This window comes from Neobacillus vireti (assembly GCF_036962345.1).
GTDB lineage: Bacteria > Bacillota > Bacilli > Bacillales > Cytobacillaceae > Neobacillus > Neobacillus vireti_A.
In genome coordinates, this window is sequence record NZ_JBALNB010000009.1 from 36,576 (window position 1) to 56,408 (window position 19,833).

Sequence of the window (19,833 nt, forward strand, 5' to 3'; positions counted from 1 at the left end):
ACAATTTTCTGATAATTATTTTTTCCCAAAGTTTCCATGGTAAAAGGTTCTTTATAAAAATAGAAGCTTTAACTCCCCTGCCAATTACATATCTCATCTCTGGATTTTTTAGAACCGAAATCTCTGCTATTTTTGTTGCCACATCATTTGGGTTACCAAAACTGCTTTCCCCATCTGCAATATATTGCTCTATCCTTTTCATATATTCACGATAAGGAGAATGTGACTGTAATGATTCTAAAGCAACCTGTTTACCTGTGGACCAGATATTTGTTTTATAGGACCCTGGTTCAATTAATACCACCTTTACCCCAAAAGGCTGCATTTCTAAGCGTAGACTTTCACTCCAGCCTTCAATTGCATGCTTAGAAGCAATATATGGGGATAATCCCGGGAAAGCTACCTTGCCGCTGATACTGCTTAGATTAATAATACACCCCTGCTTCTGTTTCCTCATAATAGGCAAAAATGCCTTGGTTACAGCAAAAACTCCAAATACATTTGTTTCAAATTGTTTACGATACTCTTCCATCGATATTTCCTCTACAAACCCTGCGCCAGCGTAGCCAGCATTATTAACTAAAACGTCCACTCTTTCAAATTCCTCGATTACCCGTGTTTGAAACGATAGAATGGACTTCTCATTTGTAACATCCAGCTCAAGAACAATGATATTGGATTCTACACCGTTTATCTTGGCCTCCTGCATTAGACTGCTGCTTTTATCGGGGTTTCTCATTGCTGCGATAACAGTAAAACCCTTTCTTGCTAATTCTACAGAAGTAATTAAACCAAATCCGCTTGATGTGCCGGTTACAACAGCTGTCCTGTTCTTCATATGTGTATGACTCCCTTTTTGTATCTGCAATGATTAGTTTAATATGAAGCAAATGAAAAAGTTGTCGAAATATACAATATTCTTATATTTAATTAAGGAAAAACAAAAAGACTGTCACTTTGATCAGTCTCTTTGCCCTATTTTACAACTTCTGGAATTGATATACCTAGACCTTTTGCCACTCTCTCACCATACTCAGTATCTGCTTTAAGGAAGTGCGGATTTGGCGAAGTTTATATCCTCTCTCTACAGGCTTCATCGCACCTACGATGGTTTCAATTAGAAGTCATTTTAATCTATACTATCGCTTCCTGCTAATTCCACATTTTTAATTTAGGAAGAAATAGATTATACTGTAAATAGAAATAGTTTATATCTTTAGGAGGATTTTCTTATGTCAGAAAACAATCAAACAAATCAAAATGAAGAACCCAAGAAGAAAATGAGTCTGCAGGAAGCAATGAAGCAGCAGCTCGAGAATAAGAAAAATAAAGCTGCCGCTGGCAATAACAGCTCAAACGGTCTTCAAAATACTAAACAAATGAAAAGCCAAATGACAAAAAAAGTGAGTAACACTCGTAGAAAAATGGGTGTTTAATGAACGGGCAAAATAGAAAAGACATTACTGCTGGTACTGAGGTTGACATAGTTTTAAAGGCTGATCAAAGAACAGGAAAACTTACTAGAGGTATTGTGAAAGATATTTTAACAAATTCTAGTTTCCATCCTCATGGAATAAAAGTCAGATTAATGGATGGACAGGTTGGCAGGGTACAGGAAATAGTAAAGGGATAATCTACGTAAATAGCCAAAAGGCACTACCCTGAGGTATACAATTTATAAAACTAACCGATACTAGGCATAACCATTTTACTTATCACATATCGGACCTCCACTTCTTTCGTGGAGGTTTTTTTGTGCATAAAAAAACAGACTCACAATTTGGAGTCTGTTTTGAGTTTTGAAGGTTTATTATGCTTTACGAACGTTAACCGCTTGTGGACCACGTTGTCCATTTTCGATTTCAAACGTCACTTCTTGACCTTCATCTAACGTTTTGTAGCCTTCGCCTTGAATCGCTGAGAAGTGAACGAATACATCGTCTCCACCGTCACGCTCGATAAATCCAAAGCCTTTTTCACCGTTAAACCATTTTACTTTACCATGTTCCATTTTTGTAGCTCCTCCTAGCATGTAACAAATACATGAAATTGCAATATAGTCTTGCCCAATTATTATAACCAAGTGAAATTATTTTTAAACAACTTCCTCTTGTATATAAAGTATTTCACATTTGAGTTGATTTTATTTCAAAAAAATAATATTCCTTCCTCATAATACTTAAGTCCGTGAATGCTTATAAATTACAGCACCCATTTTTGGATTGCCTTAGCGACACCATCTTCATTATTTGAAGATGTTACCCAAGCAGCCGCATTTTTTACAGTATCCTGAGCATTTCCCATTGCAATGCCTAAGCCTGCTTCTTCTATCATAGCCAAATCATTTAGACTGTCGCCAACGGCCATGACGTTTATCATCTCAATACCAAGCCGTTGACAGACTAATTTCAGCCCTTTTGCTTTATTAATCCCGGCCGGGTTTACTTCAAGATTTGTTGGAGTTGAGTTGGTTACTTCAAACTCTCCACGTGCCAGCAGCTCTTTTAAAACTATGTCTCTTGTCGGCACATCCTTAATATTGAATCCAAATTTCAGCCATTCCGCTCCATGAATATCTTCCGGAATTTCATCAAACCAGTTTCGGGTTGTGCTGATTGCCCAAAAACGGCTCTTGTGCTTTTCGGTTAGCTCTATCATCCATTGAATGGATTCGGAATTAACAAGATTCCTCTCGACTAATCCCCTTTTATCATCCCAAATCTCACTGCCGTTTACCGTCACTAAGTATGACGTTAACGAAAGCGAATCTGCATGTTTCTCACAGCTTCTTAAAGAGCGGCCAGTGCTGAGAACGATATGTACGCCTTTTTCCTGTGCTTCTTTAATCGCTAGACGGTTTGCCTCTGAAATCTCGTGCTGATCATTTAACAGAGTCCCATCCATATCAAGTGCGATTAGTTTAATCTCATGATCACTTTTGAAATTTTCCATATCTAATCAACTCCTTAAAAAAACATACCTAATGAGAGTAACACCATATTGAAGTATCTCAAAAAAACTTTCATAACGGAAAAATTCCGAACGAATATTCGTTCCTATAGTAAACAAAAAAATAACACCTAGAATGATACAAGGTGTTATTAATTTGGGGAGAACGAGTTTATAGGCATTATCCTGGGCTAATTGTTACGATAATTTGGAGAGACTCGGTTTATCGGCACTATCCTGGGCTAATTGTTACGATAGTTTGGAGAGACTCGGTTTATCGGCACTATCCTGGACTAATTGTTACGATAATTTGGAGAGACTCGGTTTATCGGCACTATCCTGGACTAATTGTTACGATACTTTGGAGAGACCAGGTTTTTCGGACTATCCTAGGCTAATTGTTACATTTTCCTTCATTTATTAGTGATGGTGATGATGGCCGCCTTTGGCCGGATTTGTGATCAGCCATTCTTCCTTAGGTACATGGAACATTTGAATCCAAACGCCATCTAAGTATTCTTCGCGGGAATCAAGGATTAAATCAATATCCTTGTCCGTTTTTACTACAACATCATGCTCAGTTGGTGTATCGAGCATTAAATCATAATGAGCATGGTCACCGTGCATATTTGTAACATAAACACGAAATAATTTTCCCTCTGCCTCAGGGCCCTCCATCATTTTCTTCAATGCTTTGGCAGCATGGCGATTAATTTTCACTTTCATATATGTCGCTCCATTCCTATGTATATTCATATACATTATCCCATTATTATTCCAAAATAGACAATGAACCTAACTTTCTTCCCACAACTTGTCTTTATTAGGAATAAAAATCCTTAACAAATTTGTCACAAATTCTTCAAAAAACGTATATAAACATCACACCAAAGTTGTTAATATTGTGGTAGCGAATAATTACACTAATTATAAAATCATTATTAGATAGTAATTAATTTAGAAAGGAATCTCTAATCAAGTTTGTGAAAAAATTCACGAAAACAAATCATTATCGAGAGGAGTAAGACACATGAAAAAAAAGCGCACCAAATGGGCTTTATACTCAGTGATTTTTACCATTTTCACCATTTTAACTGGGTGTGAACCTCTACTTGTCTTGGATCCAAAAGGACCACAAGCAGAACGGCAGGCCAGTGACATCCTTATGTCAATTGGACTTATGTCCGTAATCGTTATCGTAGTTTTCTCCATGCTGGTTTACATGTTAGTGAAATACCGAGCTTCGAAGCAACGTGCAGATTATGAACCGCCACACATTGAAGGAAACCTCTGGGTTGAAACCATCATGGTTGGAATTCCAGTATTAATTGTTGCCTTTCTCTCTTTTGTATCTGTACAAAGCAACTATATTGTTGAAGCAAAACCGAAGGGTTACGAGGATAAAGAGCCTTTAGTTGTGTATGCTTCTTCCTCTAACTGGAAATGGCACTTTAGTTATCCTGAAGAAGGTATTGAAACCGTCAATTACTTGTATATTCCAACTGATCGAGCTCTTGAATTTAGACTTTATTCTCATGGGCCGATTACAAGTTTCTGGATTCCCCAGTTAGGCGGACAAAAATATGCTATGGCTGACATGGTAACTACCTTGCATTTAGCAGCAGATGTCCCTGGTGAATTTATGGGACGAAATGCGAATTTCTCAGGTAAAGGATTTGCTGAAAATACATTCAATGTAACCGCAATGTCTCAAGACGATTTTGACGACTGGGTAAAAGAAGTAAAAGAAACTGCCAAACCAATTACTGAGAAAAAATTTGAGGAATTATTAGAACCTGGTCATCTCGGGCAGCAAACGTACATTGGAACGCATCTAGACTTTTCGCCGCCTCCAGCTGGTCATGATCACTCAGAAGAATCAAATGAAACAACTGATTCAGAATCTCACACAGATTCCAGCGCCAATCATGAAAGTATGAGTCATTAATTTAACAAGTAAACTTCCCTTGAAAGGAGTTAGGAATAAATGGATTTCTTTGATCGATTTGCCGTACCTCATCCTAGTTTTGCGATTTATGCTTCGATGGTTGCCATTGGGCTTACCTTTATCGCAGTGATTGCTGGATTAACGTATTTTAAAAAATGGGGCTACCTATGGCGTGAATGGTTAACAACTGTTGACCACAAACGAATTGGTATCATGTATTTACTATCTGCCCTCCTCATGTTATTCAGAGGTGGAGTTGACGCCATCATGATGCGTGCTCAGCTTGCCGTTCCAGAAAACACACTGCTGGACGCTCAGCATTATAATGAGATTTTCACAACACATGGAATTGTTATGATTCTCTTTATGGCAATGCCATTTATTATGTTCTTTATGAACTTTGTAATTCCATTACAAATAGGAGCACGTGACGTGGCATTTCCACGCTTGAATGCACTAAGTTTCTGGCTATTCTTTATGGGGGCCATGTTATTCAACATTTCATTCGTGGTTGGCGGCTCACCTGACGCAGGTTGGACTTCTTATTTCCCTCTTGCAGGTAACGAATTCAGTACATCTGTTGGTACCAATTATTACATGATTGCGATTCAGATTGCAGGTATCGGTACCTTAATGACCGGGATTAATTTTATCACTACGATTCTCAAAATGAGAGCACCTGGCATGACCTTATTGAAAATGCCAATGTTCACATGGTCCGCTTTAATCGCCAATGTGATTATAGTATTCGCATTCCCAGTTTTAGCTGTATTGCTTGCAATGGGAACCTTAGATCGTCAATTTGGAACGAACTTTTTCACTATGGATAATGGCGGAATGGATATGCTATGGGCCAATATTTTCTGGGTTTGGGGACATCCTGAAGTTTATATCCTAATACTTCCAGCATTTGGTATTTATAGTGAAATTATCTCTACCTTTGCCCGTCGAAACCTATATGGTTATAAATCTATGGTTGGTTCGATGGTTATTATTTCCCTACTTTCCTTCTTTGTATGGGCGCACCATTTCTTTACCATGGGGCAAGGAGCATTAACGAACAGTATATTCTCGATTACCACCATGGCAATTGCCGTACCTACTGGAGTGAAGATTTTTAACTGGCTTCTTACCCTAAGAAAAGGGAAAATTGTTTTTACTACTCCAATGCTATATAGTATCTTTTTCATTCCGCTCTTTACAATTGGCGGGGTAACCGGAGTAATGCTTGCTATGTCTGCAGCAGACTATCAATACCATAATACAATGTTCTTAGTTGCACATTTCCACAACGTAATTATCCCTGGTGTTGTCTATGCAATGCTTGCAGGATTGCATTATTATTGGCCAAAGATGTTTGGTTTCATGTTAAATGAGAAAATTGGAAAATGGACAGCATGGCTGCTTTCCATCGGTTTTATCTTATCCTTTATGCCAATGTACGCTTCGGGGCTGGATGGTCAGGCACGCCGGATGTACACCTACTCTGAGGCTGCTGGATTTGGTACATTGAATATGATTTCCTTTATTGGAGCGGCAATCATGGCCATTGGTTTTGTATTCATCGTATACAATATTTACTATAGTACTCGATATGAATCGAGAGACATTGGCAATGACCCATGGGATGCTCGTACATTAGAGTGGTCTACCCATACACCGGTACCGGCATATAATTTTGCAATATTACCAGAAGTTCGTTCCAATGAAGCATTTTGGGACGCAAAGAAGAAGGGTCATGTTTTATTTAAAGGAGAATACGAGAAAATTCACATGCCTAATAATAGCGGAATTCCATTTATCATGAGCTGTATCTTCTTTGTTTGGGGATTCTCTTTTATTTTCAGTTTGTGGATTCCAGTTATCATTACAACACTAGGAATTTTTGCATGTATGGCTCTCCGGTCGTTTGAACAAGACCATGGCCATTATATCTCTGTAAAAGAAATTGAAGAAACAGAAACAAATTTGCGAGGTGCTTAAAAGATGAAAATAGATAACTCGCTCCCATTAGAATATAGTACCGAAGAAAACAGTTTGAAAATCTTAGGATTTTGGATCTTCCTTGGTGCGGAAATTATGCTTTTTGCCACCCTTTTTGCGTCATATTTCACATTAGTGGATCGAACGGGTAATGGTCCTGCGGGAGCAGAAATTTTTGAGATTACACCAGTGTTAATTGAAACGATTTTACTTTTGACCAGCAGTTTTACCATTGGCCTAGGTATTCATGCCATGCGCATCGGTAACAAAAGAGCTATGATGGCATTTTTCGCCATTACCTTACTACTTGGACTTGGATTCTTAAGTGTTGAGATTTATGAGTTTATGCACTATGTACATGTTGGGGCAGGACTGCAAACAAGTGCATTTACATCGATCCTTTTAACAACATTAGGTACACATGGAGCGCACGTTACACTTGGACTTTTTTGGGGATTATTCATAATGCTGCAAGTGAAAAAACGTGGTTTAACTCCACAGACAACCAATAAAGCATTTATCTTTTCCCTTTATTGGCATTTCCTAGATGTCGTTTGGATTTTCATCTTTAGCTTCATCTATTTGAAAGGAATGATGTAAGATGAGCCAATTATTCCCAATGAAACAAGTACTTGGTTTTGTCTTCTCCCTACTCCTGACAACCATTGCTTTAGCTGTTTACTTTTTAGATATGTCATTTGCGGCAGGCATGACGATTCTTCTTGTAACTGCGTTTATCCAAGCAGGACTCCAGCTCGTTGTATTTATGCATGCTGGTGAGACGAAGGATAAAGGTGCAATCTACACTAATGTTTTTTATGGCTTAATTATTGCACTCGTTACGGTTTTTGGTACCCTGCTCGCAATGGTTTGGGATATGTAGAAGCCTGAATCAAATCATCTAATCTAATAAAAAACGCTGTTGATTTCTACATCAACAGCGTTTTTAATTTCCATGTAATAGTCATATAGGTGTAATTTCCACTATATACTATGCATGAAGTCAATTTAGAAAGGTGGGAGCACTATTAGTACCCTTGTTGAAAAATCATGGAATGACTTTGCCGGTTTTTTTCCTAAGGAGACTCAAAAGCAAATCAAAAAAAGCGTAAGAGCTATGCAAGTATTAACCACCGATCCCGAACCAGAAGTTGCACCAACCCCCAAAGAACTTGTTTGGACAAAGAATAAAACAAAACTTTATCGCTATACTCCCGATCAGCCCAAAAAATATAAAATCCCTCTGCTTATGGTTTATGCATTGATTAATAAACCATATGTCCTAGATTTAGCTAAGGGTGGAAGTCTCATAGAATATTTGGTAAGCCGTGGTTTCGATGTCTACCTCTTAGATTGGGGAACACCAGGTTTAGAGGATAAAAATATGAAACTTGACGATTATATTTTAGACTATATACCACGTGCTGTTAAAAAAGTAATGAAGAATTCAAATGCTTCTGAAGTTTCCATTTTAGGGTATTGTATGGGTGGAACCATGACATCTGTATTTGCAGCATTACATCCAGAATTGCCAATCCGCAATCTTATCTTTATGACAAGTCCCTTTGATTTTACTAATACAGGTTCCTATGGTTCTATGTTGGATAAGCGATACTTTGATGTTGATAAAGTAGTAGATACAATGGGTAATATACCGCCAGAAATGATTGACTATGGGAACAAAATGATTCAACCAATTGCAAACTTTTACGGACCATATGTAAGTCTATACGATCGTGCAGATAATGAAAATTTTATAAAAGGTTTTAGTCTTCTCCAAAAATGGCTAAATGATGGTATTCCATTTCCAGGTGAATCCTACCGCCAATGGATTCGTGATTTTTATCAATACAATAAGCTGATAAAAGGAGAACTAGTTATTCGCGGCCAAAAGGTAAATTTAAAGAATATTAAAGCAAATGTGTTAAATCTTGCAGGTAAAAATGACTTGATTGCCCAGCCTCATATGGTTGAAGCATTAATGAACGCGATATCAAGCAAAGATAAAATTTATAAAAATTTGCCCGTTGGCCATACCTCGATAACCTTTGGAGCAAAAGCGGCAAAAATCACCTATCCTACCATTGGCGACTGGCTTGCAGAAAGGTCAATCTAAACGCTGAATTTTCAGCGTTTTTTTTATTTTGGCAGGCAATCTTCAAAAATACAAAATACCGACTGAAATACTTTTTCCAGTCGGTTCATGTAAGTATAATATTATTAGACTTTTTTCGACAATATTACTGTTTAAGACATTTTATCAGATGTTGTAATTATTTGTAAATTATTGAAGTTAAGAGTTTTTTTAATATAATTAAAACCCGAATTAACAGCCCTTTAAATCACCAAACCTCCATCCACACTTAAAACGGTACCATTAATGTAATTGGCGTCATCGGATGCAAGAAAAAGATAGGCAGAGGCAATATCCGATGGTTTTCCAAGCTTCTTAAGAGGCGTTTTTTCCTTCATGACGTTAAGAATCTTCTCTGGTACTGCTGCGGTCATCCCTGTTTCAATAAAACCTGGCGCAACAGCATTTACCCTTATCCCTTTAGGACCAAATTCTTTTGCCCAGCTTTTTGTTAAGCCAATAACACCAGCCTTAGTGGCTGCATAATTTGTTTGACCGATATTTCCGTATAACCCTACGACAGAGGAGGCGTTTAAGATGACTCCCGATCCCTGGTTTAACATACTCGGGGCAACCGCTTTTGTACATTTAAATACTCCAGACAAGTTAACGGAGATAACTTTTTCCCAGTCACTTTCATTCATCTTGGTGAGAAACCCATCCAATGTTATACCTGCATTATTGATTAGAATATCAATCCTTCCATGCATTCCAATGGTTGTTTGAACCATTTCATCAATTTGGGAGCTGTCTGTAACATCCACCTTCATAAAGGTAACATTCTCATGATTTAATTCCTCAACTGCATTTCTGCCGGCTGATTCATCATAATCACATATCACTACTCTTGCCCCTTCTCGAAGAAATTGTTTGGCCGTTTCTTTCCCAATCCCCTGAGCACCGCCAGTTATTAGAGCCACTTTACCTGTGAATTTCAAATTCTCCCCACCTCTTGTTAGATTTTTTTCATCCAAAGGCAGTTTGTAAAATGTCAACTTAACACTTCATCCTATTCTTATAAGTTCAAAAAAAGAACATAGTATATACTGCTCTTCACTGTTCCGAATCGATTGAAAACAGCCTAATCCTATTTACAATCGAGATATTCATTATTTCAAAATAAAATCAAATTCTATCCATGCCCTAAAATCCCCAAGAAAACGCATTAAAAACGTGGTGAATTTTGTCTAAAAAAGTATTATTATTTTGTGACAATTTCGAATACTTACCCTTCAAATCCTTCCTCATTGCTAGTATGATAGTAATGTTGATAAAAACACTTAGGAGGAATAACCATGAAATTAGAAACAAATCTTTTTGATATCTGGAAGGATTACTATGCAAAATCCAGCAGCTTTTTTGATGAAACTATTAAGGAGAATTTCCCAGCCCAGGGAATTGCTCAAGTGTTGGAAATGAACCTTATGTACAAAAAATTAATTGATGAAAGTACAGAAAAATATCTTGAGCTGGTTAATCTTCCATCTCGCAACGATCTTGCTAATCTTTCTTCTTTAGTAGTCAACGTTGACGCAAAAGTTGATAACTTGGAAGAACTATTAGAGGATAACAGCACAAATCAACTAGACCAGTCTGGTTTCAAACAGGAATTATCTACCATTAAAAAGGACATGAAAAATCTAGATACCAAAATGAATCAAATTATTACTCTCTTAAAAGCCGAAGGATCAAAATAGACTATTTCTATCACTAGGAACAAGAAATTAAACCGGTTTGACCATTAAGCTTGTAAATGTAGTTACATAACATAGGAGGCATATTAACATGACAGAACTTAAAGACAAGGTAGCAATCGTAACAGGCGGGAGCAGAGGAATTGGCGCATCCATTGCATTGGAATTGGCCAAGAATGGCGTTAAAATCGTTCTTAACTATGTTTCACGTAAAGAACTTGCTGATAAAATCGCGGCTGAAATACATGAAGTTGGCGGAGAAGCTTGTATTGTTCAAGCGGATGTTTCTAAGAGTGAGGAAGCACACTATCTTGTCGAACAAGCAGTTGGACATTTTGGACGATTAGATATTTTAGTAAATAATGCTGGAATTACTCGAGACAGCACATTTAAAAAGCTTACTGAGGAAGACTGGAGAAAAGTAATTGATGTGAATTTAAATAGTGTATACAATACCACATCATCGGCATTACCACACCTTACTGAATCTGATGCTGGCCGCATTATCAACATTTCATCTATTATTGGTCAGGCTGGAGGATTCGGTCAAACAAACTATGCTGCTGCAAAAGCCGGCATAATCGGATATACTAAATCCCTTGCGTTAGAGCTTGCAAGAACAAATGTAACGGTAAATTCAATTTGCCCTGGATTTATCGGAACAGAAATGGTTCAAGCAATTCCGGAAAAAGTACTAGAAAGCATCGTGGCAAAGGTTCCTCAAAAACGTTTAGGAAAACCGGAAGAAATAGCACGCGGTGTTGTGTTCTTATGTAAAGATGGAGACTATATTACAGGACAGCAATTAAATATTAATGGCGGACTTTACATGTAAGTACCCTGTGTACTTATAGTAATAATGATGTAAGGAGTGAGCAGTTATTAACGTACATACTAAAAATGAATGGGAAAAGTATGCGCAATTAATTCCTCAAGATTATCAACAAATGCTTAATCGCGTAAATAGGGCTTCTCAGGTACTAACAATTGATGCCGAACCGGAAGTTGCGCCAACACCAAAAGAGGTAGTTTGGACGAGAAATAAAACAAAGCTTTATCGATATATTTCTGACCAGCCGAAAAAACATAAAGTTCCATTACTCATGATTTATGCCCTAATAAATAAACCATATGTCTTAGATTTAACAAAAGGTGGTAGTTTAATAGAATATCTGGTTAATCAGGGGTTTGATGTTTATCTGCTTGACTGGGGTACACCGGGATATGAAGATCGTCATATGAAACTAGATGATTTTATTATGGACTACATCCCACGTGCAGTAAAAAAGGTAATGAAAAAATCTAATGTTGACGAAGTGTCCCTGCTTGGGTATTGTATGGGCGGTACCATGACATCTATTTTTGCGGCATTACACCCTGAATTACCTATCCGTAATCTTGTCTTTATGACAAGTCCATTTGACTTTGAGAATACGGGTCAATACGGTGAAATGTTAAATGAGAAATTTTTTAATATTGATAAGGTAGTAGATACACTTGGTGTGGTACCTCCTGAAGTGATTGACGTGGGTAACAAATTAATAAAACCAATGGCAAACTTCTATGGTCCTTATGTGAGTCTTGTCGATCGCGCGGATAATGAAAAGTTTGTAAAAAGCTTTAAACTTCTCCAAAAATGGTTGAATGACGGTATTCCATTCCCTGGCGAGGCTTACCGTCAGTGGATAAGAGATTTTTATCAGAAAAACAAACTGATTAAAGGTGAACTGGTTGTACGTGGAAATAAAGTAGATTTGAAAAATATTAAAGCAAATGTGCTAAATTTAGCCGGACAACATGACCTAATTGCTCAGCCTCATATGGTTGAAGCTTTGATGGACTCCATTTCGAGCCAAGATAAACAATATCAAAATTTACCTGTTGGACATACTTCCATCACTTTTGGCAGCAAAGCCAATAAAATCACCTATCCAACAATCGGTGATTGGCTGGCTGAACGATCCAACTAAATAAAAAGATTAAAATGAAGTGTTCCTCTAATAGGAACACTTTTTTTGGATTCAAACGTAAAATCTTCATGGATCCCCTTTATTTCATCGGTGTTCCTTTTTTTGAAGTGATTGGAACAACATTCTTACCAACATGAGATTTTTCTAACATTTCTTCCGTCACGACCAAGAACACACCAATAAGAAAAATAAAAACGGCACCCACAGATGTTCCAATTCCAATCGAGACGAACGCACTGAAACCGCTTACAGACATTCCTAAGATAAAGGTAATTACTCCGATGATTAAAATGGTTAATCCAACATACGCTACTGCATTTAAAAATTTCTCTCTCTTCACCATAACATTATATCCCCTTTCTATATATTATTAATTATTGACCATGTTCACAAAATTGTCAAACTTTTTCTATAAAAACAACTTATTAATATTGACATTTTCAATTTCTAATATACTGTTCGTAATTACTCTTTTCTCAATACGAAAACAGATTTCATAAAAAACAACAATTCCACCATTTGGAGGAATTGCTTGTCATGTTTTTTGTTCTTCATTAAACATCTTTTTTGCTTCAATAAACAAAATATGATGTCCTTGGATTTCCTTAACAGTAAAGACGAATCCCTCTTCCTCGATTTCATCTCCCTTTTTAGCATCAAAATTGCGGCTCAGGAACCAACCGCCAATTGTATCCATTTCTTCATCGGATAAATTTGTACCAAGAGTATCATTCACTTCTCCGACTAATACTTTTGCATTAAATATGTACTGATCAGAATTAACTTTACGAATCTCTGCCACTTCATCAGCATCATACTCATCTCGAATCTCTCCGACGATTTCTTCTAAAATATCCTCAACCGTCACAAGCCCTGAGGTCCCGCCGTATTCATCAAGCAGAATGGCCATATGCGATCGTTCCTTTTGCATTTTCACCAATAAATCATGGATGGGGATTGATTCGATGACACGAATTACAGGCTTTAATATTGGTTTTAGCGTAGTGTCTTTTAAAAGTTCTTCCTTGGTTATCTCTTCCGTTAATATTTCTTTAATGTTAATTAAACCTAAAATATTATCCTTATCGCCATCAGCCACTACTGGGTATCGAGTATACTTTTCTTTTTTTATGACTTGCCTTACCGTTTCAATACTGTCGTTCATATCTAATGTAACCATTTCCGTTCTTGGAACCATGATTTCTTTTGCAATTCTTTCATCAAATTCGAATATGTTATTCACATATTCAAGTTCACTTTTATTGATCTCACCGCTTTCATAGCTTTCTGAAAGGAGAATTCGCAGCTCTTCTTCGGAAAGACCTATTTCATTTTCAGAAACAGCTTTGAACCCAAACCATCCTGCAAGTACTCGAGCGGAATGATTTAATACCCATATAAATGGATACATGATTTTATAAAACCAGATTAATGGCTTAGAAAATAATAGTGAAATTTGTTCTGCCCTCTGGATCGCTATTGTTTTTGGAGCTAATTCACCAATCACCACGTGTAAAAATGTAACAGAAGCAAATGCCAGACCAAAAGATAATACATGGGATATAGCCTCGTTTAATTCTAAATATGTAAATAAGGGAAATAATAAACTTTCTACAGTTGGTTCCCCTAGCCATCCTAAACCTAACGCAGTAACCGTTATTCCAAGCTGACAAGCTGATAAATATTCATCTAGGTGCGTAGTTACATGCTTTGCTGCTTTTGCTCCTTTTTTGTCTTCAGCGATTAACTGTTCTATTCTTGATCCCCTGACCTTCACAATCGCAAATTCAGTAGCAACGAAAAATCCTGTTAAAGCGATTAATAATGCAATTAAAAGAAGATTGATAATTGTCAATAGCTGCCTTACAGGATGTAAGGCTCACACCTCCATAATAAATGTATGTATATGTTATTGATTCCCCTAATCCTCCCTTTTTACCGACAGGAAGCTGCATTTCGATTGAATGCAGCTTCCTTCAACTCTTCCTATTCTAAGTTTTCCTTTATTATGAGGAAATTATGAGACTTTTGTATCTATTTTCCTCTCTTCTACCGCTTGGTCCTTGGAGAAGAACCATCCTGCAGCTGCAATCGCAACTAATACACCATAGAATGTTAATTTCCACTCTGTTGAATGGGCAAATTCTTGACTTAATACAGCGAGTGCTGGATGTGAAAGTGTGTAAACCGCTAACTTAACACCAACCCAGCCTACGATCATAAAGGCTGCAATTTCAAGACCGGGTCTTCTTTCTAATAACGTAACAAATTGATTTGCTGCAAATCGCATGATAATTAGACCAATGATACCCCCGGCAAAAATAACCAAGAATTTCCCGCCATCCAGGCCACCGATATTCGGCAATGGTGTATTGGGGAGAACGACTGCAAGTGCCACCGCAGCAAGTATAGAATCCACGGCAAATGCAATATCTGCTAATTCCACTTTAAAAACAGTAGACCAAAATCCGCTTTTCTTAATAGGTTCTTCTTTTGAACTTTCAGATTTTCCTTTAATCGCTACTTTTCGAACAATATGATTGATTGCCATAAATAATAGGTATAGCGCTCCAATGGCTTGAACCTGCCACACATCGACAAGGAACGAAATAACAAAAAGGGAAATGAATCGGAACACAAACGCACCTGCTAAACCATAAAACAATGCTTTTTTTCGATCTTCTTCAGGTAAATGCTTCACCATAATCGCTAGTACTAAAGCATTATCCGCTGCTAGCAAACCTTCCAATGCAATAAGTACAAGTAATACCCATCCGTATTCCAGCAAAAGAGAGAAGTCCATACATAAATCCTCCTAAATAGTAAGTTTTTTTCTAAAATATCCCTCTGCTGCAAATAAAAAAGCCTTTACGCAGGAAAAGTGGTACTTTTTCCAACAGTAAAGGCCTCAAAAAAACACAAAAAGACCTTTACCGTTTTGCAGTAAAGGTCTTGCTAACAACATCACGTTGCCAATAAAGCCGGAGAAAAAAATTTCTCGGAATGACGACTTTATTGTCCAGCTACTCCCCTTTAAAAAGGAAATATTTTATTACTTACAATATATGATAGAAAAAACATAATGTCAATCAGAAATTGCCATCATATAAAAGGAAAACCTTTACATTACTGAATAAAAACGTAAAATAATAAATAATTACATATTTTTACTATGCATACAAACGATGGAATCTCGCTTTGTTAGTTGAGGCTGTCTTCGTAATGATTGTTGTTAAAATCTTAAAGCCGATTTTAACGCGGCAATAGTTATTTTGCTTTTGTGAATTTAGTTTGCAGGCTCTTTTCTTAGTAAATTTATTCTATTTACTGCTGAAATTAGTACTATCATAAAATTTTGTTCCAGAAAGCAAGAAAATTTAAGAAAAGAGCCTTAGTTGAAAAGGATGTGTCAGCAATTGGAGAAAAAGAAAAAGAAAAAATCACATTTCCCGTTTCGCTTAAATCTGCTATTTTTCAGTGTTTTTATGTTATTTTCCATTCTGATTTTACGTTTAGGATTTGTCCAAATTGTCTATGGGGAAAATTTCAAACGTGAATTAGAAAGAAAAGAAGATATTACGATTAATAACCCTGTACCCAGAGGGAAAATGTTTGACAGTAAACACAGAGTGATTGTTGATAATGTGCCGAAAAGGGCAATTACATATACTAATATGGGAGCAAGTCAGAAAGAAATGCTTGCCACAGCCGAAAAGTTAGCACAATTAATTGTTAAAAATCCCGATAAAGTGACTGTTCGAGACAAAAAGGATTTTTGGATTATTAAAAATCCTGAAAAAGCCGAAGCAAAAATCACCCAAGAAGAAACCGCCTTATTTAAAGCAAAAAAATTAAAAGATAATGATCTTTATCAACGAAAGCTTGAACGAATTACCGAGGAGGAATTAGCTCAATTTACTCCTGAGGAACTTGAGGTACTTGCCATCTACCGTGAATTCTCAAGTGGATATAAATTTACTCCTCAAATTGTTAAAAACGAAGATGTAACACCAGAGGAATTTGCGATTGTCAGTGAGAATCTACAAATGCTCCCAGGTGTTGATACGACCACGGATTGGGATCGGTCATATGCTTTTGAGCAAACTTTAAAATCGATTTTAGGGAACGTGACAAAAACCGAAGAAGGATTGCCAGCCGATCGTTTGGATCATTTCTTATCACTTGGGTATAACCGTAATGATAGGGTTGGAAAAAGCCAGCTGGAATTACAATATGAAGATGTCCTACATGGACACAAAACAAAGGTTAAAACAGTAACAGATAAGCAAGGCAATGTCATTGAAACAGAAGTAGTTTCGGATGGAAAACGAGGGAAAGACCTGGTTCTAACTGTTGATATGGACTTACAAATCGCCGTAGAGAAAATTATCGAAGAAGAGCTTTGGGCACTGAAACAAACCCCGAATACCTCTCTTTTGGATAGAGCCTACGTCGTTTTAATGGATCCAAATAATGGTGCCGTCTTAACAATGGCTGGGAAAAGAATCGTTAAAAATTCTGAAACTGGTAAATTAGAAATGCAAGATGATGCTCTAGGTACAATTACTACCACATACAATGTCGGCTCAACAGTAAAAGGGGCAACTATTTTAACAGGGTTTAAGCAAGGGGTAATTAGTCCTGGTACGAAAATTAATGATCAAGGGATAAAAATCGCGGATACCCCTCTCAAAGCGTCTTATTCCTATTTAGGAACATTAAATGATGTGGACGCATTGAAATTATCTTCAAACGTTTATATGTTCCATACGGCGATTAGAATTGGTAAAGGGAATTACCAATATGATAAGCCCTTAAGTTTAGCCTCAAATACAGGTGAAATCATTAGAAATTCTTTTGCGAGCTTTGGCCTTGGGACTAGGACTGGTATTGATCTCCCAAATGAATCAAGTGGTCTAAAGGGAACAAGCAAGCTGCCAGGACATATCATGGACTTAGTCATTGGACAGTATGACACCTATTCTCCGATGCAATTAGCGCAATATATTTCAACGATTGCTAACGGCGGAAACAGAATGAAACCACATATTGTGAAAGAAATCCGTGAGCCTATGGACAATACAGACGAACTTGGTCCTATTTTCCAAGAGATAAATCCCACTGTCCTTAATACGATAGATGCTGAACCTGCTTGGATTGACCGGGTACAGTTAGGATTCAAAAAGGTTTTCCAAGAGCCAGGAGGAACAGCATTTAGACGGTTCCAAGGAGTTGCTTACTCTCCTGCAGGAAAAACCGGAACGGCTGAGGCCTACTATGATGGACCAGACCGCAAGAAATTTGGTAAGATTCCGCCCCAAGTAATGAACTTAACCTTAGCCACCTACGCACCTAGTACCAATCCTGAAGTGGCAATGGCGGTTATTGTCCCATGGGCCTATCAAGGAAATACTGATAATGGTGCAAACTTCCGAATCGGGCGTAGAGTCATGGATACTTACTTTGAAATGAAGAAGAATTAAGGAGAAAAGGCGTCTGGTATATTTATGACCAGACGCCTTTTTGTTTTTTTGTAGAAGGTGCACGGCTTTTTGTAGAAACTGTACACTCCTCCCCTATCCAATCGGCAACACATAGATCAAAACACAGAAAAAGTGCATCACTGTCCCGGCAATTACAAATAGATGCCAGACGGCATGATGATAATGAAAGCCTCGCCATACATAAAAAACAGCTCCAAATGTATAGAGGAGACCTCCGATCATTAAATAGGTCATCCCCTGTGATGGGAGTTTGTCAGCTAAAGGATTCCATGCGAATACCATCATCCAGCCCATCACCACATATAGAATCGTCGAGGTAAAAAGATACTTTTTTACAAAAAAGCATTTAAAGATAGTTCCGGCAATGGCCAATCCCCACACAACCCCAAAAAGTGTCCAACCTAAAGACCCTCTAATGACTACTAGCAGGAAAGGTGTGTAGGTGCCTGCAATGTAAAAGTAAATGGATGAATGGTCAAAAATCTCAAATAAATCTTTGACTTTCCCCTCCGGAAAACTATGTACCAATGTCGAGGACATATACAAAATGAACATGGAGGCTCCGTAAATTGTAAAACTCACTATGTGCCAAGCATTTCCATAGAGTGATGAAAATACAATCAACATAACCAAAGCAGCAATACTTAGCACGGCACCAATCCCGTGAGTAATCGAATTTGCAACTTCCTCTCTACGCGAAAAAACATGAGTATTTGCCATCGTGCTATTCTCCTCTTTCAAACTATTCCTGTTTAGATTTATCCATTAATTCTATTATGCTCTTTTTTGGACTCCAACAGTCAAATTTATAATTCGTTTTTGTTTCAAAACCTAAACGACTGCAATAATAAACCATCCCAGCTGGCTTTTTCTCGGCTTGAAAATTCCGGCAGGTAGCACAACAATGGAAATCCTTCATTTTCTTCCCCCCACAAATTTACCATTCTATTAATAATTCTTTCATAATTTGTTCATATTTTTCGTTTACTATAATACTAGGTTCATAAAAGAACCTAAACTCCATCCCCTTTTATTTTATAGATACCTTTTCCATACCCGGCATTTGCCGGGTAAATTTTTTGTACAAATATTTTTTTCTCTACTAATATTAGAATAAAGCTGGCTGCCTACTATCGCAGCAGACAGCCCAAACTCCATTTATCTTACTTTTCTCTCCATAAATATTTCAGGATCATCTATTGCTTGAAAACCATATTGTTCGTATAGTCCATGTGCGTCGTACGTGCATAACATCATTTTCCGAACATCCTTTAGTTCTGACTGGCCAATCATAGTTTCCATCATCCATTTCGAAAGGCCAATTCCCCGATATTCAGGGAGAACAAATACATCCATGATCCATGCAAATCGAACAAAATCAGTTACTGCCCGGACAAACCCTATTTGCTTTGCTTCCCCTTTTGCGGGATTTCCCTCATACATACCAAAACAAATCGAAGATTTTTCTATTGACTTGTTTACTTTTTCCATCGATATCCCTTTAGCCCAATAAGAATCAACACTCAAAAAATGATGAATCATATTCCTATCAAGATATTGCTTCTCCGTACTAAGAGTAAAACCATCCTTTTCCCAACTAGACATTGCCATCACCCTCCGATTTTTCAGATTAGCCTATGATCTTAATAGT

Annotated in this window: 21 protein-coding genes and 1 pseudogene; 11 read left to right on the forward strand and 11 right to left on the reverse strand. The window is 37.3% G+C overall.

Features of this window, described 5'->3' with window-relative positions; translation table 11 throughout:
• Positions 1-7: 7 nt before the first annotated feature.
• Positions 8-838: pseudogene (locus V7108_RS10900) on the reverse strand (oxidoreductase); the annotation flags it as partial.
• A gap of 394 nt (positions 839-1,232) precedes the next feature.
• Between V7108_RS10900 and V7108_RS10910 the strand changes: the two are divergent.
• Complete coding sequence (locus V7108_RS10910) at positions 1,233-1,436, forward strand: hypothetical protein (protein ID WP_335520488.1); 204 nt, start codon at positions 1,233-1,235, stop codon at positions 1,434-1,436.
• A complete protein-coding gene (locus V7108_RS10915) occupies positions 1,436-1,633 on the forward strand; it encodes a YwbE family protein (protein ID WP_335568233.1) in 198 nt (65 codons plus the stop codon). Before V7108_RS10910 ends, V7108_RS10915 begins: the two co-directional genes overlap by 1 nt.
• 177 nt (positions 1,634-1,810) lie before the next feature.
• Here the strand turns inward: V7108_RS10915 and V7108_RS10920 are convergent, their stop codons facing one another.
• The 3 genes from V7108_RS10920 to V7108_RS10930 form a co-directional block, all read right to left on the reverse strand.
• Entirely contained in the window at positions 1,811-2,011 is a 201-nt protein-coding gene (locus V7108_RS10920; protein ID WP_045515670.1) for a cold-shock protein, read from the reverse strand.
• Positions 2,012-2,202: 191 nt separating this feature from the next.
• Positions 2,203-2,952 carry a Cof-type HAD-IIB family hydrolase gene (locus tag V7108_RS10925; RefSeq protein WP_335520494.1) on the reverse strand — a complete coding sequence of 250 codons (750 nt, stop codon included), beginning with the start codon at positions 2,950-2,952 and terminating at the stop codon, positions 2,203-2,205.
• Between the two features lie 417 nt (positions 2,953-3,369).
• On the reverse strand, positions 3,370-3,675 hold the full coding sequence (locus V7108_RS10930; protein ID WP_335519836.1) for an iron-sulfur cluster assembly accessory protein: 306 nt from the start codon (positions 3,673-3,675) through the stop codon (positions 3,370-3,372).
• A 304-nt stretch (positions 3,676-3,979) separates the two neighbouring features.
• Between V7108_RS10930 and qoxA the strand changes: the two genes are divergently transcribed.
• The 5 genes from qoxA to phaC (V7108_RS10955) all read left to right on the forward strand — a co-directional run bounded on the left by qoxA (position 3,980) and on the right by phaC (V7108_RS10955) (position 8,996).
• The gene (qoxA, locus tag V7108_RS10935; protein WP_335519839.1) at positions 3,980-4,897 is read left to right on the forward strand and encodes a cytochrome aa3 quinol oxidase subunit II; all 918 of its coding nucleotides are present in this window, start codon (positions 3,980-3,982) and stop codon (positions 4,895-4,897) included.
• Positions 4,898-4,936: 39 nt separating this feature from the next.
• Positions 4,937-6,880, forward strand: coding sequence for a cytochrome aa3 quinol oxidase subunit I (qoxB, locus tag V7108_RS10940; RefSeq protein ID WP_335568234.1), 1,944 nt, complete (start codon positions 4,937-4,939; stop codon positions 6,878-6,880).
• A gap of 3 nt (positions 6,881-6,883) precedes the next feature.
• Positions 6,884-7,480, forward strand: a complete 597-nt coding sequence (gene qoxC / locus V7108_RS10945; protein WP_335519843.1) for a cytochrome aa3 quinol oxidase subunit III — start codon at positions 6,884-6,886, stop codon at positions 7,478-7,480.
• Position 7,481: 1 nt separating this feature from the next.
• Positions 7,482-7,763 (forward strand): cytochrome aa3 quinol oxidase subunit IV, encoded by a 282-nt coding sequence (gene qoxD, locus V7108_RS10950; protein WP_335519846.1) that lies wholly within the window; start codon positions 7,482-7,484, stop codon positions 7,761-7,763.
• 144 nt (positions 7,764-7,907) lie between these two features.
• Entirely contained in the window at positions 7,908-8,996 is a 1,089-nt protein-coding gene (phaC, locus tag V7108_RS10955) for a class III poly(R)-hydroxyalkanoic acid synthase subunit PhaC (RefSeq protein ID WP_335568384.1), read from the forward strand.
• 221 nt (positions 8,997-9,217) lie between these two features.
• On the opposite strand, the gene fabG is transcribed toward phaC (V7108_RS10955), so the two are convergent.
• Complete coding sequence (fabG, locus tag V7108_RS10960; RefSeq protein WP_335568235.1) at positions 9,218-9,952, reverse strand: 3-oxoacyl-ACP reductase FabG; 735 nt, start codon at positions 9,950-9,952, stop codon at positions 9,218-9,220.
• A 357-nt stretch (positions 9,953-10,309) separates the two neighbouring features.
• On the opposite strand from fabG, the gene V7108_RS10965 reads away from it, so the two are divergent.
• From V7108_RS10965 to phaC (V7108_RS10975), 3 genes are all read left to right on the forward strand, one after another.
• Positions 10,310-10,711, forward strand: coding sequence for a polyhydroxyalkanoic acid synthase subunit PhaR (locus V7108_RS10965; RefSeq protein ID WP_335568236.1), 402 nt, complete (start codon positions 10,310-10,312; stop codon positions 10,709-10,711).
• Positions 10,712-10,799: 88 nt separating this feature from the next.
• Positions 10,800-11,543 carry an acetoacetyl-CoA reductase gene (gene phbB / locus V7108_RS10970; protein WP_335568237.1) on the forward strand — a complete coding sequence of 248 codons (744 nt, stop codon included), beginning with the start codon at positions 10,800-10,802 and terminating at the stop codon, positions 11,541-11,543.
• 46 nt (positions 11,544-11,589) lie between these two features.
• A complete protein-coding gene (phaC, locus tag V7108_RS10975) occupies positions 11,590-12,678 on the forward strand; it encodes a class III poly(R)-hydroxyalkanoic acid synthase subunit PhaC (RefSeq protein WP_335568385.1) in 1,089 nt (362 codons plus the stop codon).
• Between the two features lie 79 nt (positions 12,679-12,757).
• On the opposite strand, the gene V7108_RS10980 is transcribed toward phaC (V7108_RS10975), so the two are convergent.
• From V7108_RS10980 to V7108_RS10990, 3 genes are all read right to left on the reverse strand, one after another.
• On the reverse strand, positions 12,758-13,021 hold the full coding sequence (locus V7108_RS10980; RefSeq protein WP_335568238.1) for a hypothetical protein: 264 nt from the start codon (positions 13,019-13,021) through the stop codon (positions 12,758-12,760).
• Positions 13,022-13,213: 192 nt separating this feature from the next.
• Positions 13,214-14,533 (reverse strand): hemolysin family protein, encoded by a 1,320-nt coding sequence (locus V7108_RS10985; RefSeq protein WP_335568239.1) that lies wholly within the window; start codon positions 14,531-14,533, stop codon positions 13,214-13,216.
• Positions 14,534-14,695: 162 nt separating this feature from the next.
• Complete coding sequence (locus V7108_RS10990; protein ID WP_335568240.1) at positions 14,696-15,481, reverse strand: TerC family protein; 786 nt, start codon at positions 15,479-15,481, stop codon at positions 14,696-14,698.
• 613 nt (positions 15,482-16,094) lie between these two features.
• On the opposite strand from V7108_RS10990, the gene V7108_RS10995 reads away from it, so the two are divergent.
• Positions 16,095-18,161 (forward strand): peptidoglycan D,D-transpeptidase FtsI family protein, encoded by a 2,067-nt coding sequence (locus V7108_RS10995; protein ID WP_335568241.1) that lies wholly within the window; start codon positions 16,095-16,097, stop codon positions 18,159-18,161.
• Between the two features lie 93 nt (positions 18,162-18,254).
• Here the strand turns inward: V7108_RS10995 and trhA are convergent, their stop codons facing one another.
• The 3 genes from trhA to V7108_RS11010 form a co-directional block, all read right to left on the reverse strand.
• Positions 18,255-18,902 (reverse strand): PAQR family membrane homeostasis protein TrhA, encoded by a 648-nt coding sequence (trhA, locus tag V7108_RS11000; protein ID WP_335568242.1) that lies wholly within the window; start codon positions 18,900-18,902, stop codon positions 18,255-18,257.
• Between the two features lie 22 nt (positions 18,903-18,924).
• Complete coding sequence (locus V7108_RS11005; RefSeq protein ID WP_335568243.1) at positions 18,925-19,101, reverse strand: hypothetical protein; 177 nt, start codon at positions 19,099-19,101, stop codon at positions 18,925-18,927.
• 239 nt (positions 19,102-19,340) lie between these two features.
• The gene (locus tag V7108_RS11010) at positions 19,341-19,787 is read right to left on the reverse strand and encodes a GNAT family N-acetyltransferase (protein ID WP_335515653.1); all 447 of its coding nucleotides are present in this window, start codon (positions 19,785-19,787) and stop codon (positions 19,341-19,343) included.
• Positions 19,788-19,833: the final 46 nt, after the last annotated feature.

What these genes read in the sequence shown, in the direction of transcription:
- V7108_RS10910 (WP_335520488.1), top strand. Translation starts at nt 1,233, where the DNA reads ATGTCAGAAAACAATCAAACAAATCAAAATGAAGAACCCAAGAAGAAA.
- V7108_RS10915 (WP_335568233.1), top strand. Translation starts at nt 1,436, where the DNA reads ATGAACGGGCAAAATAGAAAAGACATTACTGCTGGTACTGAGGTTGAC.
- V7108_RS10920 (WP_045515670.1), bottom strand. Translation starts at nt 2,011, where the DNA reads ATGGAACATGGTAAAGTAAAATGGTTTAACGGTGAAAAAGGCTTTGGA.
- V7108_RS10925 (WP_335520494.1), bottom strand. Translation starts at nt 2,952, where the DNA reads ATGGAAAATTTCAAAAGTGATCATGAGATTAAACTAATCGCACTTGAT.
- V7108_RS10930 (WP_335519836.1), bottom strand. Translation starts at nt 3,675, where the DNA reads ATGAAAGTGAAAATTAATCGCCATGCTGCCAAAGCATTGAAGAAAATG.
- qoxA (WP_335519839.1), top strand. Translation starts at nt 3,980, where the DNA reads ATGAAAAAAAAGCGCACCAAATGGGCTTTATACTCAGTGATTTTTACC.
- qoxB (WP_335568234.1), top strand. Translation starts at nt 4,937, where the DNA reads ATGGATTTCTTTGATCGATTTGCCGTACCTCATCCTAGTTTTGCGATT.
- qoxC (WP_335519843.1), top strand. Translation starts at nt 6,884, where the DNA reads ATGAAAATAGATAACTCGCTCCCATTAGAATATAGTACCGAAGAAAAC.
- qoxD (WP_335519846.1), top strand. Translation starts at nt 7,482, where the DNA reads ATGAGCCAATTATTCCCAATGAAACAAGTACTTGGTTTTGTCTTCTCC.
- V7108_RS10965 (WP_335568236.1), top strand. Translation starts at nt 10,310, where the DNA reads ATGAAATTAGAAACAAATCTTTTTGATATCTGGAAGGATTACTATGCA.
- phbB (WP_335568237.1), top strand. Translation starts at nt 10,800, where the DNA reads ATGACAGAACTTAAAGACAAGGTAGCAATCGTAACAGGCGGGAGCAGA.
- V7108_RS10980 (WP_335568238.1), bottom strand. Translation starts at nt 13,021, where the DNA reads ATGGTGAAGAGAGAGAAATTTTTAAATGCAGTAGCGTATGTTGGATTA.
- V7108_RS10990 (WP_335568240.1), bottom strand. Translation starts at nt 15,481, where the DNA reads ATGGACTTCTCTCTTTTGCTGGAATACGGATGGGTATTACTTGTACTT.
- trhA (WP_335568242.1), bottom strand. Translation starts at nt 18,902, where the DNA reads ATGGCAAATACTCATGTTTTTTCGCGTAGAGAGGAAGTTGCAAATTCG.
- V7108_RS11005 (WP_335568243.1), bottom strand. Translation starts at nt 19,101, where the DNA reads ATGAAGGATTTCCATTGTTGTGCTACCTGCCGGAATTTTCAAGCCGAG.
- V7108_RS11010 (WP_335515653.1), bottom strand. Translation starts at nt 19,787, where the DNA reads ATGTCTAGTTGGGAAAAGGATGGTTTTACTCTTAGTACGGAGAAGCAA.